General features: G+C 55.5%; 17 protein-coding genes. 4 read left to right on the forward strand and 13 right to left on the reverse strand.

All coding sequences use genetic code 11. The features are described from left to right. Window positions 1-71 precede the first annotated feature (71 nt). Window positions 72-848 carry an enoyl-CoA hydratase-related protein gene (locus BUC32_RS04320; RefSeq protein ID WP_073249778.1) on the forward strand — a complete coding sequence of 259 codons (777 nt, stop codon included), beginning with the start codon at window positions 72-74 and terminating at the stop codon, window positions 846-848. A gap of 10 nt (window positions 849-858) precedes the next feature. Here BUC32_RS04320 and BUC32_RS04325 read toward each other — a convergent pair whose 3' ends face one another. From BUC32_RS04325 to gltX, 3 genes are all read right to left on the reverse strand, one after another. Further along, window positions 859-1,659, reverse strand: a complete 801-nt coding sequence (locus BUC32_RS04325; protein WP_073249780.1) for a calcium-binding protein — start codon at window positions 1,657-1,659, stop codon at window positions 859-861. 195 nt (window positions 1,660-1,854) lie between these two features. Continuing rightward, window positions 1,855-3,150 carry a citrate synthase gene (gltA, locus tag BUC32_RS04330; RefSeq protein WP_073249782.1) on the reverse strand — a complete coding sequence of 432 codons (1,296 nt, stop codon included), beginning with the start codon at window positions 3,148-3,150 and terminating at the stop codon, window positions 1,855-1,857. A 76-nt stretch (window positions 3,151-3,226) separates the two neighbouring features. Beyond that, window positions 3,227-4,651: a glutamate--tRNA ligase gene (gene gltX, locus BUC32_RS04335; RefSeq protein ID WP_073249784.1), complete on the reverse strand. Its 1,425-nt coding sequence runs from the start codon at window positions 4,649-4,651 to the stop codon at window positions 3,227-3,229. 153 nt (window positions 4,652-4,804) lie between these two features. Between gltX and BUC32_RS04340 the strand changes: the two genes are divergently transcribed. Then, on the forward strand, window positions 4,805-6,844 hold the full coding sequence (locus BUC32_RS04340; RefSeq protein ID WP_073249786.1) for a ComEC/Rec2 family competence protein: 2,040 nt from the start codon (window positions 4,805-4,807) through the stop codon (window positions 6,842-6,844). Here the strand turns inward: BUC32_RS04340 and lexA are convergent. The 7 genes from lexA to BUC32_RS04375 form a co-directional block, all read right to left on the reverse strand. Then, window positions 6,838-7,566 carry a transcriptional repressor LexA gene (gene lexA / locus BUC32_RS04345; RefSeq protein ID WP_073249788.1) on the reverse strand — a complete coding sequence of 243 codons (729 nt, stop codon included), beginning with the start codon at window positions 7,564-7,566 and terminating at the stop codon, window positions 6,838-6,840. The two genes, BUC32_RS04340 and lexA, sit on opposite strands and share 7 nt — an antisense overlap. Before the next feature lie 110 nt (window positions 7,567-7,676). After that, on the reverse strand, window positions 7,677-8,852 hold the full coding sequence (locus tag BUC32_RS04350) for a molybdopterin molybdotransferase MoeA (protein WP_073249790.1): 1,176 nt from the start codon (window positions 8,850-8,852) through the stop codon (window positions 7,677-7,679). Next, on the reverse strand, window positions 8,849-9,337 hold the full coding sequence (moaC, locus tag BUC32_RS04355; protein ID WP_073249792.1) for a cyclic pyranopterin monophosphate synthase MoaC: 489 nt from the start codon (window positions 9,335-9,337) through the stop codon (window positions 8,849-8,851). The genes BUC32_RS04350 and moaC overlap by 4 nt, the downstream gene beginning before the upstream one ends. Beyond that, entirely contained in the window at window positions 9,337-10,149 is an 813-nt protein-coding gene (gene trpC, locus BUC32_RS04360; RefSeq protein WP_073249794.1) for an indole-3-glycerol phosphate synthase TrpC, read from the reverse strand. Before trpC ends, moaC begins: the two co-directional genes overlap by 1 nt. Next, complete coding sequence (locus BUC32_RS04365; RefSeq protein ID WP_073249796.1) at window positions 10,146-10,811, reverse strand: uracil-DNA glycosylase; 666 nt, start codon at window positions 10,809-10,811, stop codon at window positions 10,146-10,148. The genes trpC and BUC32_RS04365 overlap by 4 nt, the downstream gene beginning before the upstream one ends. Window positions 10,812-10,832: 21 nt before the next feature. Continuing rightward, a complete protein-coding gene (gene trpD, locus BUC32_RS04370; RefSeq protein WP_073249798.1) occupies window positions 10,833-11,855 on the reverse strand; it encodes an anthranilate phosphoribosyltransferase in 1,023 nt (340 codons plus the stop codon). Beyond that, on the reverse strand, window positions 11,852-12,445 hold the full coding sequence (locus BUC32_RS04375) for an aminodeoxychorismate/anthranilate synthase component II (protein WP_073249800.1): 594 nt from the start codon (window positions 12,443-12,445) through the stop codon (window positions 11,852-11,854). The genes trpD and BUC32_RS04375 overlap by 4 nt, the downstream gene beginning before the upstream one ends. A gap of 171 nt (window positions 12,446-12,616) precedes the next feature. Here BUC32_RS04375 and BUC32_RS04380 point away from each other — a divergent pair, with 171 nt between their 5' ends. Both BUC32_RS04380 and BUC32_RS04385 read left to right on the forward strand, forming a co-directional pair. Then, complete coding sequence (locus BUC32_RS04380) at window positions 12,617-14,020, forward strand: divergent polysaccharide deacetylase family protein (protein ID WP_139280629.1); 1,404 nt, start codon at window positions 12,617-12,619, stop codon at window positions 14,018-14,020. 28 nt (window positions 14,021-14,048) lie between these two features. Further along, complete coding sequence (locus tag BUC32_RS04385) at window positions 14,049-14,849, forward strand: alpha/beta fold hydrolase (RefSeq protein ID WP_073249884.1); 801 nt, start codon at window positions 14,049-14,051, stop codon at window positions 14,847-14,849. A 24-nt stretch (window positions 14,850-14,873) separates the two neighbouring features. On the opposite strand, the gene BUC32_RS04390 is transcribed toward BUC32_RS04385, so the two are convergent. Genes BUC32_RS04390 through BUC32_RS04400 form a run of 3 tightly spaced genes read right to left on the reverse strand, consistent with a single transcriptional unit; the run spans window position 14,874 to window position 19,019 of the window. Further along, window positions 14,874-15,581, reverse strand: coding sequence for a BUD32 family EKC/KEOPS complex subunit (locus BUC32_RS04390; protein WP_073249802.1), 708 nt, complete (start codon window positions 15,579-15,581; stop codon window positions 14,874-14,876). A 40-nt stretch (window positions 15,582-15,621) separates the two neighbouring features. Beyond that, window positions 15,622-17,133 carry an anthranilate synthase component I gene (gene trpE / locus BUC32_RS04395; RefSeq protein ID WP_073249804.1) on the reverse strand — a complete coding sequence of 504 codons (1,512 nt, stop codon included), beginning with the start codon at window positions 17,131-17,133 and terminating at the stop codon, window positions 15,622-15,624. A 41-nt stretch (window positions 17,134-17,174) separates the two neighbouring features. After that, complete coding sequence (locus BUC32_RS04400) at window positions 17,175-19,019, reverse strand: SurA N-terminal domain-containing protein (RefSeq protein ID WP_073249806.1); 1,845 nt, start codon at window positions 19,017-19,019, stop codon at window positions 17,175-17,177. Window positions 19,020-19,051: the final 32 nt, after the last annotated feature.

Below are 19,051 nucleotides of genomic sequence, written 5' to 3' on the forward strand. Positions count from 1 at the left end.
CGCGCCGTTGCGTTTTTCTGAGGCGTTAACAGTGCTTAACTTGCGTCGAATACAGGATCGCGGAGAGCCCCATGGATTATCAGACAATCACTTACGACGTTACTGACGGCATGGCAGTTATCACGCTGAACAGGCCCGACGTGATGAATGCTCTGACCGCGCAGATGCGCGCTGAGATTACCCATTCGGTGCTTGAGGCTGGGAAGTCTGCCCGGGTGGTCGTTCTGACCGGTGCTGGCCGGGCATTTTGCTCGGGTCAGGATCTGGGTGACAATGGTAGTGCGGCCACGATGGACCTGGAACGTGGGCTGCGTGATGAGTACACGCCGATGATCCGCGCCATAACGGATTGCCGTGTACCGGTGATTGCCGCCGTCAACGGTGCGGCTGCGGGGGCAGGGGCCAACCTTGCACTGGCCGCGGATGTGGTGATAGCCGCCGAGAGCGCCTTTTTCATGCAGGCGTTTTCTAAAATTGGCCTGATCCCGGATGCGGGCGGCACTTATGTGTTGCCGCGCCTTGTGGGAACAGCTCGTGCGATGGGGGCCTCATTGTTTGCCGAAAAGATCGACGCCCGTACGGCTGAGCGCTGGGGCATGATTTGGGAAGCGGCGGCAGATGACGCCTTTGAGGACACCTGGAAAGCCCGTGCGCGCCATCTGGCGGAAGGACCCACCCAAGCCTACCGCCGGATCAAGCAAGCACTGCAAGCCTCAACCGCAAATGAACTGGACACCCAGTTGACTCTGGAAGCCAAGCTGCAGGGGAAATGCGGTAAAACCCGCGACTTTCAAGAAGGTGTAGTCGCGTTTCTGGACAAGCGCCCCGCGACATTCGAGGGGCGCTGAACCGGCACGTTTATGCCTGAAGCAACACGATGTTGTTGGCATTGAGACTTGGACCGGCATTGATAACCACGATCACCTCATTGCCATCAGCGTAGACAGTCGCGTCACCCGTAGTCGCGTTCACATCAGTAGTGATCGCGGGCTCGGTTGAACCTTGGTATGTGTAGGTCAGAAGGTCTTCTGCTTCGTCATAATCTTCAACAATGGCTGGTTCGCCATCTCGAATCCACCAACCGCCGGCAAAGAGATCTGCGCCATCCCCTCCAGTGACCGAGTCTTCGCTGCCCATGGTGATAAGATCATCACCAGCACCAGCGTCGATGTCGTCACCTTGGTCCGTGTCTTCCGCGTCGTTGAATTCAAACACGATATCACCCACAGATTCGGCCGTCTGAGCCGAGGCAATCAAAACGTCCTCGTTCAACTGCGATGTTCCGTCGATAATGTCGTCGCCACTGCGGCCTTCAATGGTATCCTGACCGTCGCCACCAAATAGCGCGTCATCACCGTCACCACCGATCAGAAGGTCGTTATCTTCATTGCCGAGCAAAAGATCGTCGTCGTCACCGCCACGCAAGCTATCGTTGCCTTCTTCACCGATCAGGATGTCAACGCCCTCGCCACCAGACAGGCTGTCATCGCCTTCAAGACCTTGAAGCAGATCTATTGCGCCTTCACCCAAGGCAACCTCTTCGGTTACAACTTCTTCTTCCGCCGATGAACTTTTGTCGTCGTCGTCGTCGTCATTGATTACCTCATCAATGACCCATACCCAGAATACGACACCCAAAATACTAAGAGCAGCAATCATGACAAAACCCCTTTTGCCTAAATATTGCCACAAAGCTGCTGGGAATTGGTCAAAAAGTCAATAATTTCAGCATATTGTTCATGACCCGTTAACAATTGCCCTTCTTCCGTCGGACTGGTGACGAATTGGCACGAAAAAACACGCCCTGATCGAATCAGGGCGCGTTGTAATGTGTCTTTTGTGTGCCGACCGAAATTACCGGTCTTCAATATCCGCGTAGTTGCGAAGAGTTTCACCAAGGTAAAGCTGACGAGGACGGCCAATTTTATGCGCCGGATCCGAGAATTGCTCTTTCCATTGAGAAATCCAACCGACCGTGCGTGAGAGCGCAAAGATCGGAGTGAACATCGATGTCGGGAAACCCATCGCTTCCAAAATGATGCCGGAATAGAAATCCACATTCGGGAACAGTTTCTTTTCAACGAAATAGGGATCGTTAAGCGCAACCTGCTCCAGCTCTTTGGCAACCGCCAACAGAGGATTGTTTTCAACGCCCAACAACTCCAGCACTTCGTCAGCTGATTGTTTCAGCACCGTCGCACGAGGGTCGGTGTTCTTATACACACGGTGTCCAAAGCCCATCAGGCGGAACGGGTCGTTTTTGTCTTTGGCGCGTGCGATGTATTCAGGGATACGATCCACCGAGCCGATTTCTTTCAACATCTCAAGGCAGGCCTGGTTTGCGCCACCGTGGGCCGGACCCCAGAGACAGGCAATACCTGCGGCGATGCAGGCAAATGGGTTGGCACCAGAAGATGAGGCCAAGCGCACAGTCGAGGTTGAAGCATTTTGCTCGTGATCGGCGTGCAGCGTAAAGATACGGTCCATTGCGCGGCTGAGGATTGGGTTCACTTCGTATTCTTCGCAAGGCACTGCAAAACACATGCGCAGAAAGTTCGACGCATAATCCAGATCATTGCGCGGGTACACAAACGGCTGACCCACAGTATATTTGTAAGCCATTGCCGCGATTGTCGGCATCTTGGCAATCAGGCGATGTGACGCGATTTCGCGCTGCAAAGGATCGTTGATATCTGTTGAGTCGTGATAGAAGGCGGACATTGCGCCAACCACACCCACAATGATCGCCATTGGATGCGCATCACGGCGGAAGCCACGGAAGAAGTTGTTCATTTGCTCATGCACCATGGTATGGCGCGTGATCGTGTTTTCAAAGTCTTCAAGCTCGGCTGCAGTCGGCAAATAACCATAAAGAAGTAGAAAGCAAACCTCGAGGTAGTGCGATTTACCAGCCAGTTGGTCGATCGGATAGCCACGGTGCAAAAGAACACCTTTGTCGCCATCAATAAATGTAATGGTCGAATCGCACGATGCTGTTGACGTAAAGCCGGGATCGTAAGTGAATACACCCGCCTGAGCGTAAAGTTTGCGAATATCCAGTACATCTGGCCCCGCGGTTGGTGAATAGATGGGCAGTTCAAATGACTGGCCGTCAATGGCCAATGTCGCGGATTTTTGTGTGTCAGACATACTGTTCCTTTCCTCTGATGCCCCATGCGCGGACCGCCGGGGCTCTGTTGTGAGAGCCAATTAGCAGATCAGGGTGTTACCCGTCCTGAACTTCTGGCTCCTTGTCTGCTGCTTCATTCAGTCTGGCGAGAGTTTCCTCACGCCCCAGAACAAGCATCATATCGAATACGCTGGGTGTTACTGCTCGTCCTGCAAGTGCTGCCCGAAGGGGTCCAGCCATCTTACCAAACTTAATTTCTTTTGCCTCAGCAAAAGTGCCTGTAACAGCCTCCAATCCGTCTCGGGACCAGCTAGCATTTTGCAGCTGCGGCGTCAATTCCTTCAGTATACAACGGGATACCGCATCAAGGTTTTTGGCCGCTTTTTGATCGGGAATCAACGGCCGGTCAGCTATAACAAATGTTGCCTTTTCAAGAAGTTCCGGGAAGGTTTTGGCCCGTTCTTTGAGGCAATACATCGCAGTGCTCATCAGGGCAGACTTTTTCGATCCCAGACAGTCTTCTCCGGTTGCAGAGAGAAAATCCTGCAATTCTTGCAGCAGTGCAGCGTCATCGCTAACAGCGATATGCTGGCCGCTGAGATTTTCGAGCTTTTTGGTGTCGAACCGGGCCGGACTTTTGCCAATTCCGTCTAAGTCAAACCATTCCAGCGCTTGTGCATCCGAAAAGAACTCATCGTCGCCATGACTCCAGCCTAGGCGCGCAAGGTAATTGCGCATGCCAGCGGCCGGGTAGCCCATTTTTTGGTACTCTTCGGCCCCAAGCGCGCCATGGCGTTTCGACAGCTTCTTTCCGTCGGCGCCATGGATCAGCGGAATATGGGCCCAGACCGGCACGTCCCAGCCCATCGCCTGATAGATCATCATCTGGCGCGCGGCATTGTTCAAATGATCATCCCCACGGATCACATGGGTCACGCCCATGTCATGATCATCCACCACCACAGCGAGCATGTAGACAGGTGTACCATCCGAACGTAACAGAATCATGTCGTCCAGCTGATCGTTACGGATTGTGACATCGCCTTGCACCTGATCGCGGATCACGGTTGTACCGTCTTGCGGGGCCTTGATGCGGATCACATAGGGCTCGTCCGGGTGGCTTTCGACTGCCACATCACGCCAAGGCGAGCGATAAAGCGTTGATTTACCTTCAGAACGGGCCTGTTCGCGAAAGGCGGCAATCTCATCTTGAGACGCGAAACATTTGTAGGCTTTGCCTTCTGACAGCAGCTGTTTGGCAACCTGTGCGTGGCGTTCAGCCCCTTCAAACTGGCTGGTAACGTCGCCGTCGTGGTCCAGACCTAACCATGCCAACCCTTGCAGGATGGCATCCGTGGCTTCCGGAGACGAACGTTCACGGTCAGTATCTTCGATGCGCAACAGGAATTTGCCGCCACGTCCGCGGGCAAACAACCAGTTAAACAGCGCAGTGCGTGCGCCGCCGATATGAAGAAACCCCGTCGGTGATGGAGCAAAGCGAGTAACGACCTGACCTGACATGGTTGGCTTAACCTTTTCGTAACCAAGAATGGAATAGCGTTGGCGCCTATCTAGAGTGTTTCGGCATATACCAAAAGGCGGCAATATTCGAAACGCGGCACATGATAGCAGTGTTGCCTGCGTTTTAGCGATCTGCCCGAGAGAGGACAAGGCTTGCGCAGATTTGCCTGGATCGCAGGTGCTGTTCAGCGCCAAAGAGGGCACCTGTTCCCTTGGGTTCCTGTGTGTCTTGCAACGGGTATTGGTCTCTATTTTTTGCTGCGGTTTGAACCCACAGGTGGACAGTTGGTGGTATGTGGCGCGAGCACGGCGCTGTTGTTGGTCTTCGCGTCACGGGCGATTGAAGAGTTCACGCCAGTCATACTAGCAATTTCTGTGGTGCTTTTGGGCATTCTTCTTGGGGCTTTCCGCGCGCATCAGGTTGCGGCTCCGGTGCTTGGGTACCGTTACTATGGCGCTGTCGAGGGCACGATTGTTGGAATGGATCGGTCGGGGTCAGACAAACTGCGCCTGACTCTCAAAGATGTCCTTCTCGAAAGAACATCCCAAGCCAAAACACCACGCTACGTTCGTGTATCTTTGCATGGAGATCAGGAGTTTGTCGATCCTGTTCCCGGTTTACGGGTTGTTCTGACAGCGCATTTGTCGCCTCCGTCCGGTGCTGTCGAGCCAGGCGGGTTTGATTTCCAGCGTCATGCCTGGTTTCGTGAAATCGGTGGGGTCGGCTACAGCCGCACGCCTGTTCTGGCCATCGAACCGCCACCTGAAACGCTAAGCTTGTTTGGCCTGCGCATGGCGATGTCCAGACATATTCAGTCTCATCTTGGGGGGGAAGTCGGTGGGTTTGCCGCTGCCGTATCGACCGGAGACCGGAGTGGCATTCACAAGAGCACTGTTGAAGCTTTGAGAGCGTCCAATCTCGCGCATCTTTTGGCAATCTCAGGTTTGCATCTTGGCCTGTTGGCAGGGTTTGTATTTGCCGTGGTTCGCTTTGGTCTGGCGCTGGTGCCGCCATTGGTTTTACGTGTGCCCTCAAAAAAGGCAGCCGCAGCAGTCGCGCTCGCGGCCTCAGCGGGTTATTTGGCCTTATCTGGGGGAAATGTGGCCACGCAACGTGCTTTCATCATGGCGGCAGTCGCTCTGATCGCGGTGATGCTGGACCGTCGCGCTCTTAGTTTACGGGCCGTCGCACTTGCAGCCATAATTGTGATGGTGATGCGCCCCGAGGCCATCTTGGGTCCCGGTTTTCAGATGTCCTTTGCGGCTACAACGGCCCTGGTTGCGGTGTTTGGGCTCATGCGGGACCATGACGGGTTTGGATTGCCGAGGTGGGCAAGGCCGGTCGCGTCAGTGGTTATTTCGTCTCTGGTTGCAGGGCTCGCGACGGCGCCCATTGCTGCCGCACATTTCAACGTGGTGGCCCACTATGGATTGCCTGCCAATCTGTTGGCTGTGCCTGTCATGGGGATTATTGTGGTGCCTGCGGCTGTGCTGGCCGTTTGCCTTGCACCTGTGGGCTTGGAGGGGATCGGGCTTTGGGCGATGGGAGCCGGGCTTGAGTGGATATTGAGCGTGGCGCATTTTTTTGCGGAGCGTCCAAACGCGCGCGGGTTTGTTCCAGGACCGCCAGCGATGGTGATTCCGGTGTTTTCGCTGGGCATGCTGGTGCTCATCTTGTGGCAGGGAAAGGCACGGGCAGTGGGGCTGGTTGCAGTCGGGTTCGCTGCCACGCTTTGGGTGCAATCGGAACGGCCCAAAATTTTGGTGTCGGACACTGGTGGATTGGTAGGGGTAATGACCGAAAACGGCCGCGTCCTGAGCAAACCCCGAGGGCAGGGGTTTGTAGCGTTGAACTGGCTTGAAAATGACGGTGACCCCGTTGATCAGACAAAAGCCGCAGAGCGATCAGGTGTGGAAGCCGGGCATCTGTTCGAGGTCAAAGTTGGCGAAAAACGCCTGCTTCACGTCCAAGGAAAAAAGGCATCGCTGGCGTTTGATACCTGTGTTGCAAACGAAATCGTTGTATTCACCCATGTGCCCGAGGCTGATATGCCTTGTATGGCTTTGACACCGCAAAACCTGCGCCACTCTGGTTCCGTGGCTTTCTCACAAAAAAATGGCAGGCTTGAAATGACAACAGCCCGCCAGATCAGCGGGCTGCGTTTGTGGAATTCGCATTTCTGGGATCAGTAGGTTCGGATCAGCCCCACAAGACAGCCCTGCACCTTGACCTGATCTTCGGGGTAAACCCGAGTTTCATAAGCCGGGTTGGCGGCCTCAAGCGCGATAGAAGTGCCATTATGATGGAACCGTTTCAGGGTCGCTTCCTGATCTTCGACAAGGGCAACAACAATTTCTCCGTTGTCGGCGGTCTGGGTTTCTCGGATGATCACAACGTCGCCATTGTTGATTCCAGCATCAATCATAGAATCTCCTTTGACTTCAAGAGCATAGTGGCTGCCAGCATTGCGCAACATTGCGCCGGGCACGGCCACGTGGTGATCCACATGGCTGATCGCTTCTATTGGAACACCGGCGGCAATCTTGCCCATCACAGGCAATTCGCGTGTATGCAGCATAACTTCATCTGCAGTCACATTGGCCGGTTGCGACGGCGACGGGTGCGGTCCGTTGATAACCCGTGGTTTAAAACCTGTTCCGGACGAGGCACCTGTTGGTGCACTGGGTGCGCCACCCAGAGATTCAGGCAACTTCACAATCTCAATCGCACGGGCCCGATGGGCAAGACGCCTGATAAACCCGCGTTCCTCCAGGGCAGTTATCAAACGGTGAATGCCGGATTTTGAGCGCAAATCCAGCGCATCTTTCATTTCATCAAAACTGGGTGGGACCCCGTCGCGTTGAAGACGTGTGTGAATGAACTCAAGAAGGTCCAGTTGTTTTTTGGTCAGCATAAGCGGGACTCCGACTTGGATTTCCCTTTGTTCTATCCATGTTCCTGTTTTGTGTCAACAAATTTGGGAACAAGACGGGAACATGCGAGTGGAGGTAAATATTTCCTCGATCAAATCGGCAAGTAGGACAAGGTGTCTCCGACGTCGCGGGCACCGTCGCTTGGGGGGCGAACCGCAAGCGCGTTGGAGTCCGACAAAACCGTCAATAGTGAACTGTCCTGATCGCAAAAAATCGTGATCTCGCCGTTTTCAACGCGTGCGCGCATATAGTGTTGGCGTGGACCGTTTGCACCTGCAGGTGCTGCAAGCGTGGCAGTATGTTCTTGTGCTGGTGCATCCCCAAGACCCAGCATGGCGCGGATAACAGGAGTCACAAACACATGCCCGCACACCATCGCAGACACCGAGTTGCCAGGAAGCCCCATCATCATGGCCCCGGATGCCAGTCGCCCTGCCATCAAAGGTTTGCCGGGGCGCATTGCGATTTTGTAAAAACTGCGTTCCATTCCAAGATCGGCGGCGACATCCCCCACCAGGTCATGATCTCCAACCGAGGCCCCGCCGATGGTCAACACTAGATCAGCGTCATCGGTCAGCGAAAAGGCTGTTTCCAGCGAGTCGCGTGTGTCGCGGGCAATGGGCAACAGACGGGCTTCGGCACCTAGGTCGCGTAACATGGCCTGCAGACCAAAGGAATTAGAGGCAATAATTTGATCCGGGCCGGGCGATTCACCGGGCATAACCAGTTCGTCCCCTGTGGACATGATGGCCACAACTGGGCGGCGCGTTACAGGGACTTCGTCGATGTTCATGGCAGCCAAAAGCGCAATATCGGAAGGGCGCAAAAGACGAGGGGCGGAAAAAATCTGACCATCGGTAAAATCTGCCCCTGCAGGGCGGATATGAAAGCCTTTGTCGATTGAGTCTCCCAAAGTGATGCAGTCGCCGTCGCGGGTGACATCCTCTTGGATGACCACACGTGTAGCCGTTGAGGGAACCGGCGCACCGGTAAAGATCCGGATGCATTGACCCGCGGCCAGTTGGCCATCAAAACCATGACCAGCTGCTGCTTCTCCAATCACTTGGAAATGAGCACCCGGCACAACCTCTTCGGCGACCATGGCGTATCCATCCATGGCTGATCCGGCAAAAGGGGGCTGATCACGCCGGGCTGTGACGGATTTCGCCAATACGCGGCCGTTGGCTTGCGCCAAGGGAACAATTTCAGTGTTCAGTGGGGACGCCAAAGAAAACAGATGCTCAAGAGCTTCGGAAACAGAAATCATTTAGCTTCATACCTTCCTGATTTTCCACCATCTTTCAGCACAACCCGGATGCCACCAATCACCATACCCTTATCCACGGCCTTAGACATGTCATAGACCGTCAGCGCCGCAACATTCACCGCCGTCAACGCTTCCATTTCAACACCGGTCTGTCCGGTTGTCTTGACCGTGGCCTCAATGCGCACACCGGGAAGGTCCGGGTCCGTGGTCAATTCAACGGCCACTTTGGTTATAGGCAGCGGGTGACACAGTGGTATCAGTGTCGAACATTGCTTGGCGCCCATGATACCCGCCAAGCGCGCAACTCCCAGCACATCGCCCTTTTTGGCGCGTCCCTCGGAGATGATGTCATAGGTGGTCTGGGCCATCTGCACCCAGCCTTCGGCCACAGCCACACGTGACGTAAATTCTTTTTCGGACACATCGACCATATGGGCGTCGCCCTTGCCGTCGAAATGGGTTAGGCCCGTTGGAGTCCCAGTCATCAGAAGCCCCCTGATCTCAAAGGGTTAGCCAGCAAAGCTCGGGTTGCTGTTTCAACATCTTCCTGGCGCATCAGGCTTTCGCCTATCAGAAAACAACGTGCGCCATAACGCGCCATATCAGCCAGATCTTCGGGGGTGTTCAACCCGCTCTCTGACACCAGCATGCGGTCGACCGGCACTTGTTTGGATAGGGTGCGGGTCGTGTCAAGCGAGGTTTCAAAGGTTTTGAGATTGCGGTTGTTGATGCCCATCAAAGGAGATTTCAGCAACGTAGCGCGTTCCAACTCTTCGGCGTCGTGTACTTCGATCAACACATCCATGTCCCAGCCAAAGGCGGCGTCTTCCAACTCCTGAGCCTGGGCATCGCTGACCGAGGCCATGATAATCAAGATGCAGTCGGCGCCCAAGGCACGGGCTTCGGCTACCTGATAAGTGTCATACATGAAATCCTTGCGCAGAACTGGCAGAGTGGTGGCTTCGCGGGCGGCTACCAAGAACTCTTTGGCGCCATGAAAGCTGGGCGTATCCGTCAACACAGATAGGCAAGTTGCTCCTCCGGCCTCATAGGCTTGCGCCAAAGCGGGAGGATTAAAGTCCGGGCGGATCAAGCCCTTGGAAGGTGAGGCTTTTTTGACCTCTGCGATCAATCCATACCCTTCACGGCTTTTCATCTGAAGAGCCTCGGCAAAGCCACGCGGCGCGTCGGCGGCGCGGGCCTCGGCCTCAATGTCAGCAAGCGGTTTGACGGCTTTGTCTGCGGCCACCTCGTCGAGCTTATAGGCCTTGATCTTGTCCAGAACCGTTGGGGTCATGTGTCAGTCCAGTCGATTTGTGGTTGGCCCTGATCGGCCAGCCAGGTGTTGATCCGTGAAAACGGGCGGGAGCCAAAAAAACCGCGCCGCGCCGACAGGGGCGACGGATGCGCAGATTCGATCAGCAAATGTGCGCCGCCAGTTTTAGGCTCTGAAATGTGACGTGCAAGGGCCTGTGCCTGTTTGCCCCAGAGAACAAACGCCGTGGGCCTTTTTGAAACCTCGTGAAGAACCTGTTCCGCCAAAGACTGCCAGCCCAATTTGGCGTGGCCGTTGGCTTCGCCAGCAGGCACGGTCAAAACTGTGTTCAACAACAAAACTCCCTGTTCCGCCCAAAATCGCAGATCGCCAGTCAGCGGGGCTGCGCCAAGATCACTGACCATCTCCTTGTAGATATTGTTCAGCGAGCGCGGCAGCGGGCGCACTTCGGGGGCGACCGAAAAGGATAGCCCATGGGCGTGGCCGGGAGTCGGGTAGGGATCCTGACCCAGGATAACCACGCGGATGCCCTCCGGCCCACAGCTATCTAACGCTGCAAACACCTGACCGTGGGGGGGCAAAATGTTGCGGCCATCAGCCTCTAGAGCCGAATTGATCGCTGGTAAGTGGTCGGCGAAAAACGAAAGATGCGACCACTTGGTTGGAGGCGTAAGAGTGTCCAAGCCTGTGGTCTCCTATTTCGATTAACCGGCTTCGGATGTGATTTTGGCCAAAGCTTCGATCTTGGCCTTTGCCGCACCGCTGTCGATGCTTTCACGCGCCTTTTCAACGCCTTCACGCAAATCCGCTGCCGCATCTGCTACAACCAGTGCGGCGGCTGAGTTCAGCAACACAGCATCTCGATATGCGCTCGGTTTGCCAGCCAGAAGGTCTCGAAATGCCACAGCGTTTTCCGCGGGCGTACCACCGATGATCGCCTCAAAGGGGTGTTCTGGCAGGCCTGCGTCTTCCGGGTGCAACTCTACGTCTTTTACGGAGCCATCAGCTTCAAGCGCAGATACCCAGCTTATACCAGTGATGGTCAACTCGTCGGTGCCGTCCGACCCATGAACCAACCAAGCGCGTTCGCTGCCCAGTTGCCCGAGAGTTTCAGCCATAGGGCGGATCAAATCGCGGGAGAACGCACCTGTCAGTTGGCGTTTGGCGCCAGCCGGGTTGGTCAAAGGTCCAAGGATGTTGAAAATCGTGCGCGTGCCCAGCTCTTGGCGAGTGGGCATCACATGAGCGATTGCCGGGTGGTGCATTGGCGCCATCATGAAGGCGATACCGCAGGTTTCCAGAGCCTGTTCGACAACATCCGGACCAACCATCACGTTGATTCCCATCTGCCCCAATGCGTCAGCGGCACCCGATTTTGACGAAAGGTTCCGGTTGCCGTGTTTGGCCACAGGTACTCCGGCGCCGGCCACAACAAAGGCAGTTGCGGTTGAAATATTGAGCGTACCTTTGCCGTCACCACCAGTGCCAACGATGTCCATCGCGCCCTCGGGGGCCTTAACGGCATTACATTTTGACCGCATCACAGCGGCGGCGGCGGCATATTCATCCACAGTTTCGCCGCGCGTCCGCAGCGCCATAAGCAGCCCGCCGATCTGGCTGGGCGTGGCTTCGCCATCAAATAGAATCTGGAACGCGTTTTCGGCCTGCGCGCGGCTCAATGGGCCCTCGGCTGCGGCATGGATCAGTGGTTTGATGTCGTCGCTCATGCGGGTTCCCTTTGCGCATTTGGCATCATGTTCACGAAGTTTTGCAACAAAGAATGGCCGTGTTCCGAAGCAATGGATTCAGGGTGGAACTGAACGCCTTGAATGGGCAGTTCCTTGTGTTGCAGCCCCATGATTGTGCCATCATCCAACCACGCGGTGGTTTCAAGGCATTCAGGCAGGCTTACGGATTCCACCACCAGCGAATGGTAGCGCGTGGCCTCAAACGGTGTAGGCAGGCCGGAAAAGACGCCTTTGTTGTTGTGATGCATCGTACCCATTTTGCCGTGTACGATCTCGTGACAGCGCACAACTTTGCCGCCAAAGGCCTGACCAATGGTCTGATGCCCAAGGCACACACCCATCAGCGGTGTTTTGGTTTCGGCTGCCGCTTCGACCAAGGCCAGACAAATGCCCGCCTGATCGGGATCACAAGGACCTGGAGACAAGAGAATCCCTTGTGGATTTAGGCCCATCGCGTCCTGCACCGTGAGCGCATCGTTGCGATAAACGCTCACATCTGCGCCCAGCTCGCCCAGATAATGCACGAGATTGTAGGTAAAGCTGTCATAATTGTCGATCAGGAGCAGCATTTTGCACTTCTTTGTCCAAAGGTGAGAAACAGGGTAGAGACCCTGCCCATGGTCGCGGTATACATGTTCAGGCTTGGCCCGTGTGGTCAAGGGGGCGAGTGCAGGAACGCCCTATGAATTACATTTCGCAGCACATGATTGCTGCATGAGGTTAACAAAGGGGCAAAGCAGATGTTGCGAGGGTTTCTTTCCGGAATTTTCTGGGGTGGGGTGCTGATTGTCGCCGTCATGGGGTTTGTGTCACTTCTGGCGCCATTGCCGGCCACAGTCGCTCCTCAGCTGAGTACAGCTGAAACCTCGGCCGGGTCTGGCGAAGAAGGTAGCGGAGATATCGGTGAGGTATCCCAGACTGATGAAGCGGTGGATGAGAGTGACAGCCCGGCTGTGTCGGCGCCAGGAACCGAGGATGCGGCCCCATTGGCGGACACGCAATCCGCGCCACAACCCAACCCGGAGGCTTCTGAAACATCAATGAACGCGCCGAGCGCAGAAGAAGCCCCTGAAGGCGTGTCATCTCAGACAGACGCGCCCGTTGGAACCTCCACTCCCACACCAGACGCGCCGGAGGCCCCCGAAATGAGCCCTGAGGTGTCGCAAGAGGTGCCGCAAGGATCGATCACCAACAACCCGGAGCAACCGATGCCGCCGGCTGTGACAGAAGAAGGGGCTTTTGGCGAACCAGACTCCGCGAGCACGGATCCTGTGAAAACTCCCGAAAGTGCAGATGTCTCACCGCAGGCGGAATCGCAGGAAGAACAGAAAAAAACAGAAAGCCTGTTAAAACCAACCAAAGATCTGACACAAAAAGTCGACCAGCACAGCTCGTCGCGCCTGCCTACCGTAGGAACGCAAGCAGAGACTGCCGAGACAGATTCGGCTCAAGCACCGGTGCAAAACGAAGCGCCGTTTGTGCGAAATGCGGTGCCCTATGATGCTGCCGAAGGCAAACCGCTGATGGCCATTGTTCTTATGGACGACGGCGCACCGGAAATTGACCCCGAAGCTTTGCAAAACTTTCCGTACCCTCTCAGTATTGCGATTGGCACATTGGTGCCAGACGTCGCTGAACGGGTGAAAATGTATCAGGGAATGGGGTTCGAAGTTATGGCGATGGTCGACCTGCCAGGGGCCGCGTCTCCGGCTGATGTTGAGGTCGCTTTAGACGCCCATCTGTCGGTCATGCCTGAGGCTGTGGCCATCATGGAAGGCACAGGCGATGGGCTGCAAGGCAGCAAAGCTTTGTCGGATCAGGTTACGGCAGTGCTAAAAGACAGCGGCCATGGTTTGTTGCTTTTTCCAAAAGGTTTGAACACGGCCCAAAAGCTTGCCAGCCGAGAAGGTGTTCCTGCTGCGAGCGCCTTCCGCGACTTTGACCAAAAAGGTCAGAACGCCAACGTTATTCGTCGGTTCCTAGATCAGGCGGCATTCAAGGCCGACCAAGAGGGTGGCGTTGTCATGGTGGGTCGCTTGCGCGAAGAGACCCTTTCGGCGTTGTTGGTTTGGGGATTGCAGGATCGCGCGGGATCAGTTGCCTTGGCGCCTGTTTCGACAGTGATCGCGGCTAAGCAACCCTGATGCAGAGCTGCCCATAACGGAGTATATGATGCCACGTATCGACGTGAACGGAACCCGGATGCACTACACCGATACCGGTGAAGGGACAGAGACCATCGTGTTTTCCCATGGACTATTGTTCAGCGGGGCAATGTTCGAAGCGCAGGTGGAACATTTCAGCAAAACCTATCGCTGCATCACCTTTGATCACCGTGGACAGGGCCAAAGTGAAGTCACAGACAGCGGTTATGACATAGACACCCTGACAGATGATGCCAGCGCCTTGATCGAGAAACTGGGTGTTGGTCCTTGTCATTTTGTGGGCCTGTCTATGGGTGGTTTCGTTGGCATGCGCCTTGCGGCACGTCGCCCTGATCTGTTGAAATCGCTAATCCTTTTGGAAACCTCGGCGGATCCGGAACCCGAGGAAAACCATGGCAAATACAAGAAACTGAATTTTGTCGCCCGCTGGATCGGGCTTTGGGCAGTGATCAATCAGGTGATGCCGATCATGTTCAGTCAGTCGTTTTTGAATGACGCCACACGCGATGCGGAAAAAGCGAAGTGGAAAAAGGCGATCGTGGGCAACAACAGGATCGGCATCACCCGTGCCGTCATGGGGGTGGTCAATCGTCTTCCTATTTATGATGAGCTGGACGAGATCGTACTGCCTACTTTGGTAATCGTCGGCGAAGAAGACGTGGCCACGGTGCCAGCCAAAGCCGAGCGGATCCACAGGGCGATAAATGGGTCCCGCCTGATTTATGTGCCACGTGCCGGCCACAGTGCTACGATCGAGCAACCCGTGCTAGTGAACACTGCGATCGATGAGTTTTTGCAAAAAGTCTGACGCTGACCAGATAGAACAAGTGGTTTAGCTGGGTGTCTGCTGTTTCGAAAAGAATTTCAAAAACGGGCCAATCGCCCCAAATTCCCGCTTGCCACGTAGCAGCCAGATCAAAGGCGCGAGGACAAATGCCAGTACGCGCAACTTTCCAGTCTGCCGCTGGGCTTCCTGCCATATCCCGAGAGTGTCTTTGTTCTGATATCGTTGTTTCGCCGCCTGAACGACGGGGCCAGTACCACCGGTTTCTGCGATCAGGCTGAAAAAAAACACCAAAACATCCAGAGCGTAACCCTTTTTGTTGTCTCGGCTGGGATCAACACGCTCGAGGTCGATGAATGTGATTTTTGTCTGATCCCAGCAGATATCCTTTAGGGCAGGGCGACCGTGCGAAAACCCCATCACATGAAACTGAGCGAGCGCTTCGGCGGCGCATCCTACGGCTGTCTGAAATTGCGTGCTCTCTGCGCCAAAGTCTCGCAGTATGCTGACAAGAATGGTACCAGACTCTGCCGTGACGAAAAAATCCTCGCCTTCGGCGAGCAGACTGGGAACCGGCAGGCCAAGCGTACTAAACCTTCTGTAAGCTTCCTTTTCCTTTTGAAACGCCGCAGTCGAGTCGCCTTTTTGTAGACGCATCCGTCGACTCAGGGTTTCCGGACGTTTCAGCCAACCGGCCTGACCATCAATCTCAACGCGCTCAATACGCGGTTTCGCTGGGTGATGTGAGGTATCCATCCTGAGCAGCTCACATATGGCGCGACGAGAGCAGGCGCATTTAAGAGTTTCCGCTGCCTGTAAAGCGCGCCGCATCGGCCGCTGCGCGACGGATCGCGTTGGATTTATGCACGGTTTCCATGTACTCGGCCTCGGGGTCGCTGTCATAGACAACACCGCCTCCTGCCTGAATATAAAGCTTTTCGTCTTTCACAATGGCCGTGCGCAGGGCGATACAGATATCCATATCACCGCCCGAGCTAAAATACCCAACACCACCGCCATAAAGCCCGCGTTTTTCCGGTTCCAGCTCGTCAATGATTTCCATTGCGCGGACCTTGGGTGCCCCGGATACGGTGCCTGCGGGCATGCCCGCAAAAAACGCATCCAGCGCGTCTTTGTCGTCGTGCAATTCACCCACAACATTGGACACGATATGCATCACGTGACTGTAACGCTCGATGATGAATTTTTCAGTGGGCCGCACAGTGCCAATCTTTGAAACACGGCCGGTATCGTTGCGTCCCAGATCCAGAAGCATCAGATGTTCTGCCAACTCTTTCTTGTCGGCCAGCAGATCTGCTTCCAACGCGTTGTCTTCTTCCGGTGTCGCACCGCGTGGGCGAGTGCCCGCAATGGGACGGATGGTGACTTCATCGCCAAAAACACGCACCAGAATTTCCGGGCTGGCACCAACCACCTGAAAGCCGCCAAAGTTGAAATAGAACATGAATGGCGAAGGGTTGGTACGTCGTAGCGAACGATAAAGCGCAAATGGTGGCTGGCGAAAGTCTTGTGTCCAGCGTTGTGCGGGCACGACCTGAAATATGTCGCCCGCGCGAATATAGTCTTTGGCCTTTTCGACGGCGGCCATATAGCCATCTTTGGTGAAGTTCGACACCGGTGGTGCAATCTCATGCGCATCGCCCAGATCGCGAGCGGCTTGCGGCATCGCGCGTTCCAAATCGCGCACCGCGTCCATGACGCGTTCTGCGGCCTGTGCATAGGCGGCACGCGCCGATTGACCATCACTGACCCACGCTGGGCTCACAACAGTCACTTCACCTTTGACACCATCCAGCACTGCCACCACCGAAGGACGCAGCATACAGGCGTCCGGCAATCCCAATGGGTCCGGGTTCACATTCGGAAGATTTTCGACCAGACGGATCATGTCATAGCCGAGATACCCAAACAGCCCGGCTGATGCCTGAGGAAGATCTTCTGGCAGATCGATGTGGCTTTCTTCAATGATGGCGCGCAGGGCGGTCAGCGGGTCGGCGTCCTGATCGACAAAGGCATCTGAATCAAAGCGGGCATCCCGGTTGATGCGTGCCGTAGAACCGTGGGTTTGCCAGATCAGGTCCGGCTTCATTCCGATAATTGAATAGCGCCCGCGCACTTCTCCACCGGTGACCGATTCCAGCATAAAGGCGTCTTTTTGGGCTCCAGTCAGCTTGAGCATCAAGGAAACGGGCGTATCCAGATCGGCCGCCAGTCGGGCAAACACAACCTGATTGCGTCCGCCCTCATAGGCGCTGGCAAATTCGTCTAGTGACGGGGTCAATTCCACGGATCAGGCCCTTGCGTTATCAGCCGGCAGGTAGGCCGGCTTTATTGAAACTGCGCGTGAACTGCGTTCAGCGCCGGTTGGTTCAGCGTGACACCCTGTTCGAACTGGATGTTTTGCGCATAAGCTTCGAAGATATCCTGTGACAATCCAGCAGCCCCCTGATCCAACACCGACGCCAGCAAATTGGAAACTTCCGGCGCATTGGGATCAGGTTTCACGATTTCAATCAGTCGTACAATAAGCAGACCATTTTCTGTCGCCGCAGAAGAGACCGCACCCAGTTCCATTTCGAAAACACTTTGAACAAACCCTTCCGGAGTGTCGGCCACAAAGCCACTACGCAAAAGGTTGGGCTGGACTGTCGCCTCAAGTCCGAAAGCTGCGAATTCTACCTCGCCCTCAAGCAGAGGCACCAAACCGTCAGCCATTTCCTGCAGTCGCGCGACCACCTCAGCTCTGCGCCATGCGGTTGCCACGTCGTCTTTGACTTCGGCAAATGGCGCCGGAGCGGCAGGCGTCTCATCATCAAGGCGCAGCGCGAACATGCCACCATCTGCCAGCGTGTCGATCTGTGGGAAATCCTCTTTGGTCACAACCGCGGCAAGGGCGCGGAAGGTTTCGTAACCGGAAATACCATCGCTCACGCCCGCATGCCAGCCAACCTGGCCCAGTTCCATTTCTGTTTCATCTGCCAGTTCTTCCAGCGTCGCACCCGCAGCCAACAGATCATCCACATCACCCACTTGTGCGTCAATCACACGGCGGGCACGTTCAGCGGCCAGCTCTTCGCGCAGCTGAGGCAAGGCATCTTCAAATGAGGTCGAAGCCGCAGGCAACACTCCGTTAATGCGAAATAGGGCCGGGCCAAGGTCAGACTGTACTGGACCTGTCAAAGACCCGACGACGGCTGCAAATACGGCTGGGCCAGCGTCGCCAAGTTCGGCTGCGCTGACATCACCCATATCCACGTCCACCATGTTCAGACCCCGGTCAAGGACCAGTGTTTCAAAGGATACTTCTTCGTTGTCCAGACGGGTTTTGGCCGCTTCAGCACTTGCCATATCCGCAAAAGCCAGACGCTCAACAAGACGGCGTTCGGGGCGGTTAAACTCAGCGTCACGCTCGGTATACAGGTCTTTCAGCGCAGCTTCGTCTACGTCGACACTGTCGATCAACATGGCAGGCGACAGCCATGCATAAGTGATCTGACGCTGTGCAGGCACTGTAAACTGATCAATATTGGCGTCGTAGAACGCTTTGAGATCAGCTTCGGTTGCCTCAGTCACCGGAAAGGTCAAAACGTCTTCGTCCAGACGCGCAATCTCGATTGTACGCTGCTCTCCGACGAAGTTTAGCAAAACATCGCCGTAGGTTTCGTTCATGATCACACCGGATACGATGGCCGCCTGTAGCAATGTCCGGGCAGCATCTTCTCGAATAGACGCCTCAAACTGGGCCTCAGACATGCGGGTTTGCTCCAGCGCATAGCTGTACGCCGCCCGGTCAAACGAACCGTCGGCGTTTTGAAATTCCCGAATTTGCAGCAGTTCTTCACGCAGGTTCTCATCCCCGATGGAAATCCCCATGCGGGTGGTCTCTGCGTCCATTGCACGGGTCGCGATCAGCCGGTTCAAAACGCCGCGATCGATCCCAGCAGCTTGCGCTTCGCCAAAGCTGACTGCGCGACCCGTTTGCGCATCCAGCGCATTCATTTCCTGCTGAAGCGCGCGTGCGTATTCGTTGATGTCTATTTCTTTGTCACCAACAGTGCCGACGCTACGCACCGCGCCGCCGGAAAGATTGGTAATACCAAAGCCTCCCAGCCCAAAAATGAGCATGGCCATAAGAATCCAGACCAGTGTTTTCGATGCGCTACCTTTGGACATGTTGGCTCCCTGCCTTGGCGGTCATTCCCGGT

The sequence above is a fragment of the Shimia gijangensis genome, assembly GCF_900142085.1.
GTDB classification, from domain to species: Bacteria; Pseudomonadota; Alphaproteobacteria; order Rhodobacterales; family Rhodobacteraceae; genus Shimia; species Shimia gijangensis.

Excerpts from the sequence above, each read along its gene's own strand:
- BUC32_RS04375 (WP_073249800.1), bottom strand. The coding sequence starts at position 12,445 with ATGCTGCTCCTGATCGACAATTATGACAGCTTTACCTACAATCTCGTG.
- trpD (WP_073249798.1), bottom strand. The coding sequence starts at position 11,855 with ATGAGCGACGACATCAAACCACTGATCCATGCCGCAGCCGAGGGCCCA.
- BUC32_RS04385 (WP_073249884.1), top strand. The coding sequence starts at position 14,049 with ATGCCACGTATCGACGTGAACGGAACCCGGATGCACTACACCGATACC.
- BUC32_RS04380 (WP_139280629.1), top strand. The coding sequence starts at position 12,617 with ATGTTGCGAGGGTTTCTTTCCGGAATTTTCTGGGGTGGGGTGCTGATT.
- BUC32_RS04320 (WP_073249778.1), top strand. The coding sequence starts at position 72 with ATGGATTATCAGACAATCACTTACGACGTTACTGACGGCATGGCAGTT.
- BUC32_RS04390 (WP_073249802.1), bottom strand. The coding sequence starts at position 15,581 with ATGGATACCTCACATCACCCAGCGAAACCGCGTATTGAGCGCGTTGAG.
- moaC (WP_073249792.1), bottom strand. The coding sequence starts at position 9,337 with ATGACTGGGACTCCAACGGGCCTAACCCATTTCGACGGCAAGGGCGAC.
- trpC (WP_073249794.1), bottom strand. The coding sequence starts at position 10,149 with ATGACCCCAACGGTTCTGGACAAGATCAAGGCCTATAAGCTCGACGAG.
- gltX (WP_073249784.1), bottom strand. The coding sequence starts at position 4,651 with ATGTCAGGTCAGGTCGTTACTCGCTTTGCTCCATCACCGACGGGGTTT.
- BUC32_RS04400 (WP_073249806.1), bottom strand. The coding sequence starts at position 19,019 with ATGTCCAAAGGTAGCGCATCGAAAACACTGGTCTGGATTCTTATGGCC.
- BUC32_RS04325 (WP_073249780.1), bottom strand. The coding sequence starts at position 1,659 with ATGATTGCTGCTCTTAGTATTTTGGGTGTCGTATTCTGGGTATGGGTC.
- BUC32_RS04350 (WP_073249790.1), bottom strand. The coding sequence starts at position 8,852 with ATGATTTCTGTTTCCGAAGCTCTTGAGCATCTGTTTTCTTTGGCGTCC.
- lexA (WP_073249788.1), bottom strand. The coding sequence starts at position 7,566 with ATGCTGACCAAAAAACAACTGGACCTTCTTGAGTTCATTCACACACGT.
- gltA (WP_073249782.1), bottom strand. The coding sequence starts at position 3,150 with ATGTCTGACACACAAAAATCCGCGACATTGGCCATTGACGGCCAGTCA.